This is a genomic window from Pantoea stewartii subsp. stewartii, assembly GCF_008801695.1.
GTDB classification, from domain to species: domain Bacteria; phylum Pseudomonadota; class Gammaproteobacteria; order Enterobacterales; family Enterobacteriaceae; genus Pantoea; species Pantoea stewartii.
In genome coordinates, this window is sequence record NZ_VZPF01000055.1 from 1 (window position 1) to 14,501 (window position 14,501).

The following is a 14,501-nucleotide window of genomic DNA, read 5'->3' on the forward strand; positions in this document are numbered from 1 at the left end:
AATGGAGGCGAAGCGCCTCAAGGAGCCATGTCCGGTGTTTCACGCGATAGTGTCCATTAAAAAATGATGGACACTATTTTCCCGGAACCGGAGCCCGCTGCACAGACGGTTTAAATGTGACGCTTACTAAAGTGTTAACACCTCAAAAATTAAATTTTCCAGCTATGTCTGTTATTTCGTTACAGCGCCAGGCTGTAACGAACCCGGGCATGCTGCCGATATGAGGATTTAACAATTACGGGGCTAAAATAGCCACAAACACCTTAGAATGGTTAATCTTAGAAAGGAAAAACTGTTTTTATAAATTTATATAAAATTAAATTCCATACAAGAGACGCTCGCTGTGCAGGGTAGCCACCAGAAGGAGGCGTAAACCCGCGTACATTCCACAGGGCAAGGACGTGCGAAACGGCGCTACCCGCGCCTGCGGACAACGCCATTAGCGGGTATGACAAACGATAAGAGGTAATACCCGACTGCCTACCAATATCGCATCCTCCATTCCTTTTATTTTCGAAATATAGAGATAGGCAAAGTGGCTGTTTAATATATTTTCCGGTACGTTGTCGCGCAGACCGCGACTCACACTATAGTGGTCGAGCTTATAAAGTGACTGGATATAGGGTGAATACTGAAATTCGACATTACGTCTTAAGATATACGTATTTCCCGCTTGATAGACCGTTCCATCAACGGACACCATACCTTCTCCGGAATGACGCAGCGTCAGCACAAAGCTGGCATCCAGATGATAATTCCGGGTGAGATCGCGCTGTTGAAAATTCGCTGCGCAGGTAAATTCGAACATGGCGCGTTGCGATTTTACAGAGTACAGGCCTCCCGCAATAACCAGGATGGCACAGAGCAAAACCAGACTGAGCGACACGACGTTCTTCTTATTCATTCTCTGCACGCCATCCGAGTTCAGAATAGTTTGAGCAGTAGGCCTGGCCGCCCGTTACGTGGCGGCAGTAAGCGACGTAGACATTGCCCCAGTGGCCGGCCGTCACGTTTCTGTCCGCGTAAAACAGATATTTGCCGCCCTTCTGACAGGGCATGCCGCTGCTGGCGATGATTTTGCGCCACACGGGTTCCGGCGGGAAAGCCGATTCCCCCGGATGCACCGGCAGATAGAGTACCTCGCAGCCGTTGACGTCTGCCACGCTGACAGGCGCGATCGATTTTTCAGGCCGGAGGGAAGACAGCACCAGCACAGCCATGCCTGCCAGCAGGAGCACCGCAATACCTGCAGCGTAATAACGACGGTCGCGTCGCGGCAGAGCCGCCGTCGGAGAGACGGGCTCCGCAGTGGGAGCCGCCAGTTCCGGCTCAAGGTGCGTCGTTTGAATCGCCAGCGTGGGATTGAAAACAAAGCCCACTTTATAAACGGTGGTGATAATGTCCTGGCTGATGCCCAGCGAGGCAAAACCGCGTCGAATAGACGATACATAGGCATTCAGGCTGTTGAACGAAGGCGTTGCGCCCGTTTCCTGCCAGAAATTATCAAGAATATGTTCCCGGGCCAGCACCACGCCGGGGCTTTTCAGAAACATTTCCAGTAAATGATTGCAGGCAGGCGATAAGGGCACGCTGGTTTCACTGGACTCGACCAGGCACAGTGGTCCCTGAGCGGGTGAAAACCGAACCAGACCTTCAATTACATATTCTGTCTGCTGCATTTCAGGCTCCGGCAACACACAGGCAAGGCAGTAAACAACAACGCATGCGGGATAACGATCCTCAATCATCGGGCAAAAAAGTCCGCGCATCATCAGCGCCGGTCGGGTGTGGTATGCATGGCCACTGAGCAAAATCTTCTGACGTGGCGGGCAGTGTGCATTACCGGCCGGGGAAACGGGCGGCGTTCAGATACGTGTCCGTTCGCTGAGCTAACACGCATGATGACGGCAGATCCCTCCAACCCGGATATTGTCAGGTCAGGTTAAATAATTTCGCTGTAATTGTATCAGAGAACGCCACGGCAAGAGCGGGAATGGCAGAAAGGTTCGTCTACGTTATCGACATCACGTTTTTTGCAATGATATAGCACAAATTCACGAAGACGGGCCGTGCAGATGCGCACAGAGGGAAAACCGGTCAATGCCACCCTCACCTTGTGGCATTGACCGGCGATGTTTTTACGGCTGAAGCATTTAATACCAGCGGCCAAAGCGTTTGATGTACGCCATCTTCATTCCCTGCGCCACCAGACAGTAGCTAAACAGGGTGAGCACCAGCCAAGGGAAATAGTGCCAGGGCAGCGGAACTAATCCCACCAGCGTACCCAGCGAAGAGAACGGCAGCAGGATACCCGCCGCACAGATACCCATCGTGGTCAGCAGCACCGGCAGCCGGGCGCAGCTCTGAATAAAGGGAATCTTCTGCGTCCGCAACATATGCACCACCAGCGTTTGAGACAATAACCCTTCCACAAACCAGCCAGACTGGAAAAGCGACTGGGCGCTTTCATGATTTGCCCCGAAGACGTACCACATCAGCGCAAAGGTCGTGACATCGAAAATAGACGATGTTGGCCCCATCCACAGCATAAAGCGCTTGATGTTACCGGCATCCCACTTACGCGGTTTACGTAAAAACTCGCGATCCATCTTGTCCCAGGGCAGAGCCAGTTGAGAGATGTCATACATCAGGTTCTGAATCAGCAACTGGATAGACAGCATGGGCAGAAAAGGAATAAATGCGCTGGCAATCAGTACGGAGAACACGTTGCCGAAATTCGAGCTGGCCGTCATGTTCAGATACTTGATGATATTGCCGAAGGTTTCGCGCCCTTTGAGGACACCTTCGCCCAGCACGGCCAAATCTTTTTCCAGCAAGATAATGTCCGATGACTCTTTGGCAATGTCCGTCGCCGTATCGACAGAGATCCCCACATCGGCCTCGCGCAGTGCAGGCGCATCGTTGATGCCATCGCCGAGGAAACCGACGGTATGACCATTCTGCTGCAGCAGTTTAAGCACGCGTGACTTTTGCTGCGGCGTCAGCCGGGTGAAAATCATGCAGCGCTCCACTTCCGTGCGCAGCAACGCGTCGCTCATGTCATCAATCTCATTGCCGGTCAGCATGGCTTCAGAAGCCAGCCCCACTTCCTGACAGACGCGCAAAGTCACCAGCGGATTGTCGCCTGTCAGCACTTTGACCTTCACGCCACTGTCTTTCAGCGCCTGAATCGCTTTGCCCGCGCTCTCCTTAGGCGGATCCAGAAAGGTCAGCATCCCTTCAATGGTCAGCTCGCACTCATCATTGCTGCTGAGTGGCAGCGCTATGCCGTGCTCACGGGTTGCCACCAGGAGGACGCGAAAGCCTTGCTGATTATAATGCTGCGTCAGGTTCAACAGTTCGACGCGTTTCTGTTCGCACAGCGGAATGACCGACTCGCCCTGACGTAGTGTGGTCGCAGCAGCCAGCATTTCCTCGACCGCCCCTTTGCAGATTAACAGTGGACGGTGCGTTTGCAGATCTTCCACCACCACAGAGACACGACGGCGGACGAAGTCAAAAGGCAGCTCATCCACCTTCTGAAACTGGCTGCACTGGGCCGCAGACAGGGTTTGCTCTCCAAATTTCAGTACCGCGCGGTCCATCAAATTTTTTGCCCCGCTCTGGCTGCTGCTGTTGAGCCAGGCCAGCAGCAATACGCGCGCATCCTCTACGCCTTCCCCGTTCAGATGCGCCGACAAAAAAATGTTGTCCTGCGTCAGCGTGCCGGTTTTATCGGTACACAGCACATCCATTGCACCGAGGTTTTGAATCGCGTTCAGCCGTTTAACGATGACTTTGCGCCGTGACATCGCAATCGCGCCTTTGGCCAGATTGGCACTGACGATCATCGGCAGCATTTCGGGGGTCAGACCGACGGCAACCGCCAACGCGAACAAGGTGGCGTCCATCCAGTCGCCTTTAGTAAAGCCGTTGATCAGTAAGACAACCGGCACCATCACCAGCATGAAGCGGATCAGCAGTCTGGACACGCTGTTTACGCCACGGTCAAACGCGGTCTGCGGACGACGACCCGAGAGCGAGGCCGCCAGCGAACCAAACCAGGTTTCACTGCCGGTGGCGACAACCAGTGCGCGAGCCGTGCCGCTGGCGACATTGGTCCCCATCAGACAGCTGTTTCTGAGCTCCAGTACACTGCGACCGGGCTGCTCTGCGATCTCTTCACCTGCGCTGAGATCGTTTTTCTCAACGGGCAGCGATTCACCGGTCAGGATCGCCTGACTGATAAACAGATCGCGCGAAGCCAGCAAACGCACGTCGGCCGGCACCAGATCGCCCGCACTCAATAAAATCACATCGCCGGGCACCAGTTCACGCATATCGATATCGTGACGGCGGCCAGTCGTGCTGCCTTCTTCACGACGCAGTACGGTAACCTGCGTGCGAACCAGCGACTTTAAAGCCTGCGCGGCGCGGTTGGTACGGAACTCCTGCCAGAAACGCAGCAGTCCACTGAGCGTTACCATGGTAAGTATGATGATCACGCCAGACAGATCGGTGTCCTGACCGGCCCGCAGCGGTAGCCAGTAATCGGTTACCCAGCTGACCAGTGCCAGCACCATCAGCACATAGATGAACGGATTGTTAAAGGCCAGGATCAGCTGGACAAACGCGGAAGGCGCTTTTTCATGCACCACCTCATTGCGGCCATAATCACCCAATCGCGCCCGGGCTTCCGTGTGCGTCAGGCCCTCATAGCTGCTGTGGAGGTTGCTCAGCGTGACATCGGTGCGATTGCGTGCTTCGCGTTCAATGGCAAAGGGCGTTTTGGTTTTTTTAAGTGCACGCTGGCGGTTGTGAATCATCGCGGCGTGTTCGAGTTTCATGTCGCTCATGTCGACATCTCCCTGATTTAAAGCAACAGATATCCTGCATGCGAAATAAAGCATGCCTGTATGTCCGGTTATTTCCGGTAAAGAGGTTCAGTCAGTTTTTAATAAATAAGCGCGCACGTCCGCCGCGCAGAAAAATAAAAATACCGCGCAATACCGGACCTAGCGAAATAAACGCACAAAAAATGACTGTATGAGAAAGGGTGCGCAGCCCGCGGCTACGCCTGTCGAGGCGGAGGAAAAAGTGCCTGAGTATACATAAACATAATGCGCTCTCGCAGAGACTACAGCGTGTATTTCAGGGAGAGCAATCGGATCGTACAGGGAAGATTGCTGCCCGCCAGGTGGCAAGCAGCGAAATGCAGTTAGCTTGCCGGAGTAATAACGTATTTAGGGTGACTGTCCAAAGTATGACTCCTGCGACTATTTTCGCTTAGTATAATCCCAGCCCCGTTCGGGTAAAGAAAATAACGGTTCAATCCCGGTTTCGTTTATTAACCGTTGTGACTTCAGCATGACCGCCTGATCAGCCTTATAACTGTGCTGCATTTGTTATAACTTTTTTGCATATCATTAGCCCATAATCGACTATTCTTTGCATGAGCCCTTTCGTACACTCGCGTTACTTTCTCAGGCAAGGATTTTCCATGAAAAAAATAATTCCATCATTACTGGCCTTGTCACTGGCCACCGCATTCAGCGTTAACGCCGCCACACCAAAAGATACCCTGGTCGTCGTACAGTCAACAGACGATGCAGACAGCTTTGATCCGGCGAAAGGGTTTGAACTGACCAGCGTGCAAGCGTTTACCAACATTTATCAGCGCTTGGTGCAGTCGGATCCACAAAACCCCACAGATTTAAAACCGACCCTGGCGACATCCTGGCAGCCAGGTAGCGATAACCGCAGCCTGACGTTTGCATTGCGTAAAGACGCCAAATTCGCCAGCGGCAATCCCCTGCGCCCGGAAGATGTGATCTTCTCGCTGGGGCGCGTGGTGAAACTGAATCTGGATCCTTCCTTTATTCTGACCCAGCTCGGCTGGAACAAAGATAATGTGGATGGCTTCCTGAAAAAGGTTGATGACAACCATGTGCAGATTAGCTGGACGGCGAACGTCAGCCCGGCTTACGTTCTTAGCCTGCTGTCCGCAACGGTTTCCTCCATCGTCGATGAAAAAACTGTCAGCGCGCACGCCGAAAAAGGCGATTTCGGTAACGGCTGGCTGACCACCAACTCTGCCGGTAGCGGCCCTTACCAGATTCGTAAAGTGGTGATGCATCAGGCCGTAATCCTGACCGCCAACCCGACGTCACCGGCCGGCGCGCCGAAGATTAAAAATATTCTGATCAAAAATGTGCCGGAACCGGCGGCCCGCCGGTTGCTGCTTGAGCAAGGCGACGCTGACATCGCCCGTAACCTGGGGGCAGACCAGATTGCCTCGCTGCAGGGCAAAAGCGGTGTGAAAACCGACGCGATTCCGATGGCCTCGCTGTATTACATCCAGTTCAACATTGGCAACAAAAATAATCCGGCGTTAAAAAACCCGGCCTTCTGGGAAGCGGCACGCTACCTGTTCGACTATAAAGGCATTGCCGGACAGCTGCTGAAAGGGCAGTTCGATGTGCACCAGACGTTTCTGCCGAAAGGTTTTCTGGGTGCCTTAAACGACAACCCATACAGTTACGATCCGGAAAAAGCGAAAGCGATCCTGAAAAAAGCCGGCCTGACGAATGTCAGCTTTACCCTGTCCACCAGCAATCAGCCCCCGTATCTGGATATTGCCCAGGCCCTGCAGGGCAGCTTTGCTAAAGGCGGCGTAAAAGTGGAAGTGTTGCCGGGACTGAGGTCTGAAGTTTCTACCCGCGTCAAAGCGCATAACTACGAAGGCACGATCAACGCCTGGGGCGCAGACTACTTTGATCCGAATACCAACGCCTCGTCGTTCGCCTACAACCCGGAAGATGGCAGCAAGACGATTGCTTACCGTTCTGACTGGCATATTCCAGAGCTGAATAAGCAGGTGCTGGCTGCAACCGCGGAAAGCGATCCGAAAAAACGCGTTGAACTTTACCAGGCGATGCAACGTGAAGTGCTGAAAAGCTCGCCTTATGTTATTGGACTGCAGGCGAAAAACCTTATCGCCCTGCGCGATAACCTTAAAGGCTACGTTCAGGGCATTAACCCGGACATGGTTTACTATTCGCAGGTTACTAAGTAATGGCACACTCAGCCTCTTCAGCCGGGTCCGCCCGGCATTTTTGGCGGCGCGCTGGCCGCCTTTCATCAGGCTTACTGTCACTGGTAATCACCCTGTCAGGATTGCTGGCGTTTACCTTTATGCTGTCGCATCTCTCGCCGATCGATCCGGTACAGCAAATCGCGGGCGATCATGCCAGTGAAGCGACCTATGCGCAGGTTCGTCACGATCTCGGGCTGGATCAGCCGGTACTGATGCAGTTCTGGCACTACATTGCGCATCTGATGCGCGGCGATCTCGGCGTTTCCCGTCTGACGAATCAGCCCGTCAGCAGCGACCTGTTGCAGACGTTTCCGGCCACCATTGAGCTGGCCACCTGCGCAATGATTTTTGCCGTGATCTTTGGCGTTTCACTGGCGTTGCTGGCCGCCTGGAAACCCGGCAGCGTGATCGATAACGTGGCACGCTTTATCTCTCTGTTGGGTTACTCCGTGCCGGTCTTCTGGCTGGGCCTGCTGGGCTTATTGCTGTTTTATGCGGTGCTGCACTGGTCTGCCGGACCGGGACGGCTGGATGACATCTGGGCCTATACGCTGGAGCCGAAAACCGGCTTTGTGCTGATTGACAGCTGGCGGTCGGGCGACCGGGAAATTTTCTGGAATGCGGTGGCCCATCTCTGGTTGCCGGTGGTGATTTTGGGCCTGCTGGCGATGGCGGGCATTACCCGTTTGCTGCGCGCGGCGCTGCTGGAAGAGAGCAGTAAAGAGTATGTGGTGCTGGCGCGGGCAAAAGGCGCGGGCCGGGTGCGGATTCTGCTGCGCCATATCTTCCCGAACGTGCTGGGTACGCTCATTACCGTGATTGCGCTGTCCTATGCCACGCTGCTGGAAGGCTCGGTGCTGACAGAAACCGTGTTTGCCTGGCCTGGCGTAGGGCGCTATATGACCAATGCGCTCTTCTCTGGCGATGTGCCAGCCATTCTGGGGGCCACTCTGTTGATTGGAAGCTGTTTTATTCTGATCAATGCGCTGGCGGACGCCCTCACCTGGTTAACCGATCCGAGAACACGATGACGCAACAACTTACTGAACTTGAAACGGTGCGACCACGACGCAGCCGCCGACGCATCACCTCGTTAACCATCGGGTTAACGCTGGTAACGATTGTCATTCTGATGGCAGTGCTGGCACCGCTCATCGCGCCTTACGATCCCAATCTGCAAACCATCTCCAGCCGCCTGCTGCCGCCTTCGGCTGCACACTGGTTTGGCACCGATGGCTTTGGCCGCGACCTGCTCTCACGGGTGATCTATGGCGCACGTCCGACGCTGCTGCTGGTATCACTGATTCTGATCCTCACTATCCCGGTGGGCCTGCTGGTGGGCATTACCGCCGGCTATACGGGCGGCTGGACCGAGCGCGTCTTAATGCGCATCACCGATATTTTTCTTTCACTGCCAAACCTGGTGATTGCCCTGGCGCTGGTTTCCATTATGGGACCGGGCCTGATGAACGGTGCGCTGGCGCTGGCGCTGACCAGTTGGCCGCCGTTTGCCCGTCAGGCGCGCGCCGAAACCCTGGCGCTGCGGCGCAGTGACTATCTGGCCGCCGCCCGTATGCAAGGCATTACCGGCTTTCGCCTGATGTTCGGCCATATTCTGCCGCTGTGCCTGCTCACCGCCGTGGTGCGCGCGGCGCTGAGCCTGGGCGGGATTATCCTGGCCGCTGCCGGACTGGGCTTTCTGGGCATGGGCGTGCAACCGCCCACCGCCGAGTGGGGCTCAATGGTTGCGGAAGGCAGTAAGGTGATCTTTGACCAGTGGTGGGTGGCGGCGGCTCCCGGCGCGGCCATTCTGTTTGCCAGCCTGGCGTTTAACCTGACAGGCGATGGCCTGCGTGACCGACTGGATACCCGACATGCAAAATAACATTCTTGTGGAGTCACTCAGCATCCGCAGCGAGGCGGCGACGCTGGTCGACAATATCAGTTTCTCCATCGGGCGGGAGCGGGTGGCGCTGGTTGGTGAATCCGGTTCGGGTAAATCGCTGACCGCCCAGACGTTAATGGGCTTACTGTCCCCTGCCCTGCATCTGCAGGCCAGCCAGCTTCAGGTCGCGGGTGAAAATGCCCTGGCCCTGAACGAGCGCGGCTGGAGTAAGCTGCGGGGCGAGCGCGTGGCCATGGTCATGCAGGACCCCAAATATGCGCTGAATCCGTCACGGACGATCGGCTGGCAGGTGGAAGAGCCGCTGATTCTGCACCGTCGCCTGAGCCGCGCAGCGCGCAAAGAAAAGGTGTGCGACATGCTGGATGCCGTCGGCCTGCCTAATCCGCGCCAGTTGATGCAGGTTTATCCGCATCAGCTGTCCGGCGGGATGGGACAACGCGTGATGCTGGCCATCGCCCTGATTACCGATCCGGCCTTTTTGATTGCCGACGAGCCGACATCCGCACTGGATCACGCCATGCGCGATCAGGTGCTGTCGCTGATTCGTGAGCTGGTGGAGTCCCGCAACATGGGCCTGCTGCTAATTAGCCATGATCTGCAACAGGTCTCAGAGCACTGCGAGCGCGTGATGGTAATGTACAAAGGTCGCGTGCTGGATACGCTGCCTGCGGCGGATTTGCCGCGCGCAACCCATCCCTACACTCGAACGCTGTGGTCCTGCCGCCCCAGTAAAGCCACGCACGGACAACCACTACCGGTGCTGGACCGCGCAGCGCTGGAGACTCACCATGATTAATCTGCAACACCTGAGCGTGTCACACAAACAGGGTTACGATCTGCGCACCGTCGTACACGACGTTAACCTGCAGGTTAACGCGGGCGAGTGTTTTGGTCTGGTCGGCCCGTCTGGCTGCGGCAAGTCATCGCTGCTGTGGGTGATGGCCGGACTGAATCCGCACTGGCAGGGGGACATGCAACTGGCAGGGCACAAAGTTCTGCCGGGCAAAAGCTTTACCGGCGCGCTGCGTCAGGAGGTGCAGATGGTGTTTCAGGATCCCTATGCCTCCCTGCATCCCCGCCATCGCCTGCGCCGTACGCTGTCCGAGCCGCTCAACCTGCTGAAACGGGACAACATCGACGATCGTATTCATGAGGGATTTCGCCATGTGGGGCTGGATCCGTCGCTGGCCGATCGCTATCCTCATCAGTTGTCCGGCGGTCAGCGCCAGCGTGTAGCTATCGTGCGCGCCCTGTTGCTGCAGCCCAAAATACTGCTGTTGGATGAGCCAACATCGGCACTGGATATGTCAATCCAGGCTGAGATTCTCAATCTGCTTAACGATCTTAAGCGTCAGGATGGTCTGACGATGGTGCTGGTCAGCCACGATCCCGATGTGATTGATCACATGTGTGACCGTGCCGTCCGGATGGCGCAGGGACGGATCGTTGAGCAGATTGCCGACTCAGCCTGATGCAAGGAAAAACCATGAGCATCCGACTTCGCCCACTGGAACGAGAAGATCTTCACTTTGTGCATCAGCTGGATAACAACGCCAGCGTCATGCGCTACTGGTTCGAAGAGCCGTATGAAGCCTTCGTGGAATTGTCCGATCTGTACGATAAGCACATTCACGATCAGACCGAACGGCGCTTCGTGGTTGAGCATGAGGGGCAAAAAGCGGGGCTGGTGGAGTTAGTGGAGATTAACCATGTTCACCGCCGCGCTGAATTTCAGATCATCATTGATCCGGCGCATCAGGGCAAAGGTCTGGCCACCCAGGCGGCGAAGCTGGCGATGGATTACGGTTTTTCCGTGCTGAATCTGTATAAGCTCTACCTGATCGTCGATCAGGAAAATGAGAAAGCCATCCACATCTACAGCAAACTGGGCTTTGAGATTGAAGGCGTGCTTAAACACGAATTCTTTATCAATGGCGAATACCGCAACACCATTCGTATGTGCATTTTCCAGCATCAGTATCTGGAACGCCATAAAGCACCGGGCGGTATGGTAAAACCTACCGCCCAGTAATCAGCCGCGTGCGCCGACCGGGTTCATGTAAGGCTTTGGATGCTCGGGCTCCAGGTTATACATGCCCCCGTAGAACGGATCGACCAGCAGCCAGCCGGGGAAGCCCAGCAGTGGAATATTCCCCAGCAGGTACCACAGGTTGGCACGGGCTTCGATCGGCACCGTGACGGGCACATAGCCCGGACTTTCCAGCATCAGCAAATAGTGCTTTTTACCAAAATAGCGATGGGTGGATTTTTCCAGGATGACGGTTTTTGGCGTATAGCCTTCCGCAACCGGACGACCAGTTTCATCCTGTACGGTAAAACGCGCGCCGGGCGGCTGCGAATCGATCAGAACCGATTGGGTTTCGTTGCCAACAATGGTGGCGCAACCGCTCAGTAGCATCGCGGCAGCGAGAGCCAGAATGTGCTGTTTCATGGCAGGATCCGATAAAAGTCAGGAAGCACAGTGTAAACCGCCCTTCCCACCTTTTCATCCTTCTCAATCGGGCTATCATCGCCCGATTCTGCTGCTTTATTGCGGTTGACAATGGCGGGCAATCGCCGCGATGTCACGGGGTGAGGTGCGGCAGCAGCCGCCAATCAGTCGGGCGCCGGCCTGCTGCCATTCGGCAAATTTGTCATGCAGCGTGCAACCTGAGGGCGCGGAGTGCCAGCTTTTGCTGTTGGTATCGTACTGCTCACCCGAATTGGGATACACCACCAGGGGCTTCTCTGTCAGGCGCTGAAGCTGCTGCAGAGCGGGTGTGACACTGTCCAGCGCGATGCAGTTGATCCCCACGGCAATAACCTGCGGCTGCGCATTCAGGTAGGCCGCAACGTCACGCAGCGGCGTGCCATCGCTGAGGTGTTCCGCATCACGCAGCGTAAAGGAGAACCAGGCACAGCTGTCAGGGAATTCGCGCAGCAGGTTGACCAGCGTCTGCGCTTCGGCAAACGAAGGCAGGGTTTCACAGGCCAGCACATCCACGCCCGCTGCCAGCAAGGCAGCTATCCGGGGGCGATGAAACGCCATCATCTCGGCTTCGGGCAACGTATAGTCGCCGCGATATTCCGACCCGTCCGCCAGAAACGCGCCATAAGGGCCCACCGAGCCTGCTACCAGCAATATCCTGTCGTCTGTCTGCGTCGCCAGGTAATCTGCGCGGGCACGTTGAGCCAGTTCGACGCTTTGTGCGATCAGCGCCAGCGACTGCTGTTCGTTCAAACCGCGTGCCGCAAAGCCTTGTGGCGTCGCCTGATAGCTGGCAGTAATCGCGCAGCGCGCGCCAGCAGCAAAATAGTCATAGTGCACCTGGTAAATCAGCTCAGGATTTTCCATCAGCACTTTCGCGGACCACAACGCATCCGTCAGATCGCAGCCCCGGGCTTCCAGCTCAGTCGCCAGCGCCCCATCCAGAATCAACGGAGCAGTCTGCTGCAGTGCGTGTGATACAGGATTACGCGACATCTCTGGCCTCCTTAGCCTGTGATTTTTTGTGGGTCACATGGTAAGCGCCATAGCAAAACAGCACAAACGGAATTCCGCACCACAGGGCAATGCGCTGTGAGGGATCAAACGCCAGCCCGGCACAGGCCAGCAGGCAGAGTAAAAAGCCCAGAATCGGCGTAAACGGATAGAGCGGCGCGCGGTAAATCAGGTCCGCTGGCGCTTTGCCCTGCTGCACATGGCGGCGACGGAAAACATAGTGCGATGCACAGATGCTGAGCCACACCGCCACGACGGCAAAGCCAGAGATAGCAGACAGCGCCACAAATACGGTGTCCGGCGCGACCACACTGGAAAACAGCGCCAGCAGCCCGCCAATCATGCTGACGGTGATAGCCAGCAGCGGTACGCCACGTTTATTTACCCGGGCGAAGGCGCGCGGCAAGGTGTTTTCATTGGCCAGCGACCACAGCATCCGGCCCGAGGCATACAGGCCCGAGTTCGCCGCTGACAGGATAGCCGTGAGGATAACAAAGTTGATTATATCCGCCGCCCATGGAATACCGATTTTCTCAAACACCAGCACAAACGGGCTTTTGACGATACCGGCCTGATCCATTGGGATCAGCGCCGCCAGCACGAAGACGGTGCCGACAAAGAACAGGATGAGACGAGCAACGGTGGTACGAATAGCCAGCGGCACGACTTTTTGCGGGTTTTCGGTTTCACCGGCGGCAATACCGATTAACTCAGTGCCGGAAAAGGCAAAGTTCACCGCCACCATGGTCATGATGATCGGCAACACACCGTTGGGCAACCAGCCGTGCGCGGTAAGATTGCTCAGTCCGGGTGCTGGCGTACCGTCCTTCATGGGAATAAACCCGAACATGGCTGCACCGCCCAGAACGATAAAGGCGACAATGGTGATGACCTTGATGATGGAAAACCAGAATTCCCCTTCCGCAAAGAAGCGGGTAGAAATCACGTTCAGCAGATAGATGGCAATACAGAAGACCAGGCACCAGATCCAGACCGGCACATGCGGAAACCAGTACTGCATACAGAACCCTGCCGCCGTCAGGCTGGACCCCAGCGCGACGGTCCAGGTCAGCCAGTAGAGCCAGGCCACGGTATAGCCGGTTGCCGGACTCAGATAGCGGGCCGCATAGACGTGGAATGCGCCGGTTTCGGGCATCGCCACGGACAACTCACCCAGGCAGGCCATGACCAGCCAGACCACCAGCGCGCCAATCAGATAAGCCAGCAGCGTACCGGCGGCCCCTGTCGTGGAAATGATGTAGCCGGTGTTAAAAAACAGGCCCGTACCGATCACGCCGCCCAGCGATAACATCACCAGGTGGCGTACTTTCATGGTTCGCTTGAACTGACCCTGCGAAGACGTATTCTGCTCGCTCATAAACCTCATCCGTATGGACGTCTAAACATCTATATGCAGCAGATTTATACGCGTCGTCGCGCCGAAATGCAACGGGCGAAGCGGTAAGGTGCCAGAAAGGCCGGGATCGGCGCCCCGTGATAACGGGGCGGAATGCGTTAGCCAAACACGCTTTGCAGGTAGCGTTCCAGCGCCATTCGCGAACTGAAACCGTGCGGAATACCGTAGTGTTCCTGCGTATCACCGGCCAGGTAGAGAGGGAACTGTGTGTAGTGATCACAGGTTTTCATTTCTGAGGCCGGTTCGGCGAAAGGCTGACTTTTTTCTTTTAACGTCGGGTGGATGACCAGCGCCGTGCGCCCCATGCGCGCTTCGCGATTGACGTAAACATAGTTGTCGCCACGACGATAGCCGTACGCACGGGGGGTAATTTCATCGACTTCAAAGCCCACTTTTTCCAGGACGCGCGCTACCTCATCTGGTCGTAAATACATGCTTGATCCTCTCCTCTTCAAAAGCCACGCAACCTTACATCAGCGTGGCTGTACGGGCATTCGGAATTTTCCCTAAAGGGTCGTCCCGCGCCTCGTTAAGCAAAACGTGGTCTACACTGAGTATTACGTGTTAATGACAAGGGAGC

13 protein-coding genes are annotated in these 14,501 nt (G+C 55.8%); 6 read left to right on the plus strand and 7 right to left on the minus strand.

Annotated features, from left to right (window positions below):
* Positions 1-439: 439 nt before the first annotated feature.
* From F7Q90_RS16320 to mgtA, 3 genes are all read right to left on the minus strand, one after another.
* Positions 440-904 carry a hypothetical protein gene (locus tag F7Q90_RS16320; RefSeq protein ID WP_006120666.1) on the minus strand — a complete coding sequence of 155 codons (465 nt, stop codon included), beginning with the start codon at positions 902-904 and terminating at the stop codon, positions 440-442.
* Entirely contained in the window at positions 897-1,679 is a 783-nt protein-coding gene (locus F7Q90_RS16325; protein WP_006120667.1) for a winged helix-turn-helix domain-containing protein, read from the minus strand. The genes F7Q90_RS16320 and F7Q90_RS16325 overlap by 8 nt, the downstream gene beginning before the upstream one ends.
* Before the next feature lie 474 nt (positions 1,680-2,153).
* On the minus strand, positions 2,154-4,856 hold the full coding sequence (mgtA, locus tag F7Q90_RS16330) for a magnesium-translocating P-type ATPase (RefSeq protein ID WP_006120668.1): 2,703 nt from the start codon (positions 4,854-4,856) through the stop codon (positions 2,154-2,156).
* Positions 4,857-5,500: 644 nt separating this feature from the next.
* Between mgtA and F7Q90_RS16335 the strand changes: the two genes are divergently transcribed.
* The 6 genes from F7Q90_RS16335 to speG are packed head-to-tail and all read left to right on the plus strand — an operon-like array spanning position 5,501 to position 11,034.
* Positions 5,501-7,075 (plus strand): ABC transporter substrate-binding protein, encoded by a 1,575-nt coding sequence (locus F7Q90_RS16335; RefSeq protein WP_006120669.1) that lies wholly within the window; start codon positions 5,501-5,503, stop codon positions 7,073-7,075.
* Complete coding sequence (locus F7Q90_RS16340; RefSeq protein WP_006120670.1) at positions 7,075-8,127, plus strand: ABC transporter permease; 1,053 nt, start codon at positions 7,075-7,077, stop codon at positions 8,125-8,127. The genes F7Q90_RS16335 and F7Q90_RS16340 overlap by 1 nt, the downstream gene beginning before the upstream one ends.
* Positions 8,124-8,981, plus strand: coding sequence for an ABC transporter permease (locus F7Q90_RS16345; RefSeq protein ID WP_006120671.1), 858 nt, complete (start codon positions 8,124-8,126; stop codon positions 8,979-8,981). Before F7Q90_RS16340 ends, F7Q90_RS16345 begins: the two co-directional genes overlap by 4 nt.
* Positions 8,971-9,798: an ABC transporter ATP-binding protein gene (locus F7Q90_RS16350; RefSeq protein WP_006120672.1), complete on the plus strand. Its 828-nt coding sequence runs from the start codon at positions 8,971-8,973 to the stop codon at positions 9,796-9,798. Before F7Q90_RS16345 ends, F7Q90_RS16350 begins: the two co-directional genes overlap by 11 nt.
* Complete coding sequence (locus F7Q90_RS16355; protein WP_006120673.1) at positions 9,791-10,474, plus strand: ABC transporter ATP-binding protein; 684 nt, start codon at positions 9,791-9,793, stop codon at positions 10,472-10,474. The genes F7Q90_RS16350 and F7Q90_RS16355 overlap by 8 nt, the downstream gene beginning before the upstream one ends.
* A gap of 14 nt (positions 10,475-10,488) precedes the next feature.
* Complete coding sequence (gene speG / locus F7Q90_RS16360) at positions 10,489-11,034, plus strand: spermidine N1-acetyltransferase (RefSeq protein ID WP_006120674.1); 546 nt, start codon at positions 10,489-10,491, stop codon at positions 11,032-11,034.
* Here speG and F7Q90_RS16365 read toward each other — a convergent pair whose 3' ends face one another.
* From F7Q90_RS16365 to F7Q90_RS16380, 4 genes are all read right to left on the minus strand, one after another.
* Entirely contained in the window at positions 11,035-11,454 is a 420-nt protein-coding gene (locus F7Q90_RS16365; protein WP_006120675.1) for a hypothetical protein, read from the minus strand.
* A gap of 96 nt (positions 11,455-11,550) precedes the next feature.
* Complete coding sequence (mmuM, locus tag F7Q90_RS16370) at positions 11,551-12,486, minus strand: homocysteine S-methyltransferase (protein WP_006120676.1); 936 nt, start codon at positions 12,484-12,486, stop codon at positions 11,551-11,553.
* Positions 12,476-13,882, minus strand: a complete 1,407-nt coding sequence (gene mmuP, locus F7Q90_RS16375) for an S-methylmethionine permease (protein ID WP_006120677.1) — start codon at positions 13,880-13,882, stop codon at positions 12,476-12,478. The genes mmuM and mmuP overlap by 11 nt, the downstream gene beginning before the upstream one ends.
* Positions 13,883-14,019: 137 nt before the next feature.
* On the minus strand, positions 14,020-14,355 hold the full coding sequence (locus F7Q90_RS16380) for a DUF2002 family protein (protein WP_006120678.1): 336 nt from the start codon (positions 14,353-14,355) through the stop codon (positions 14,020-14,022).
* Positions 14,356-14,501: the final 146 nt, after the last annotated feature.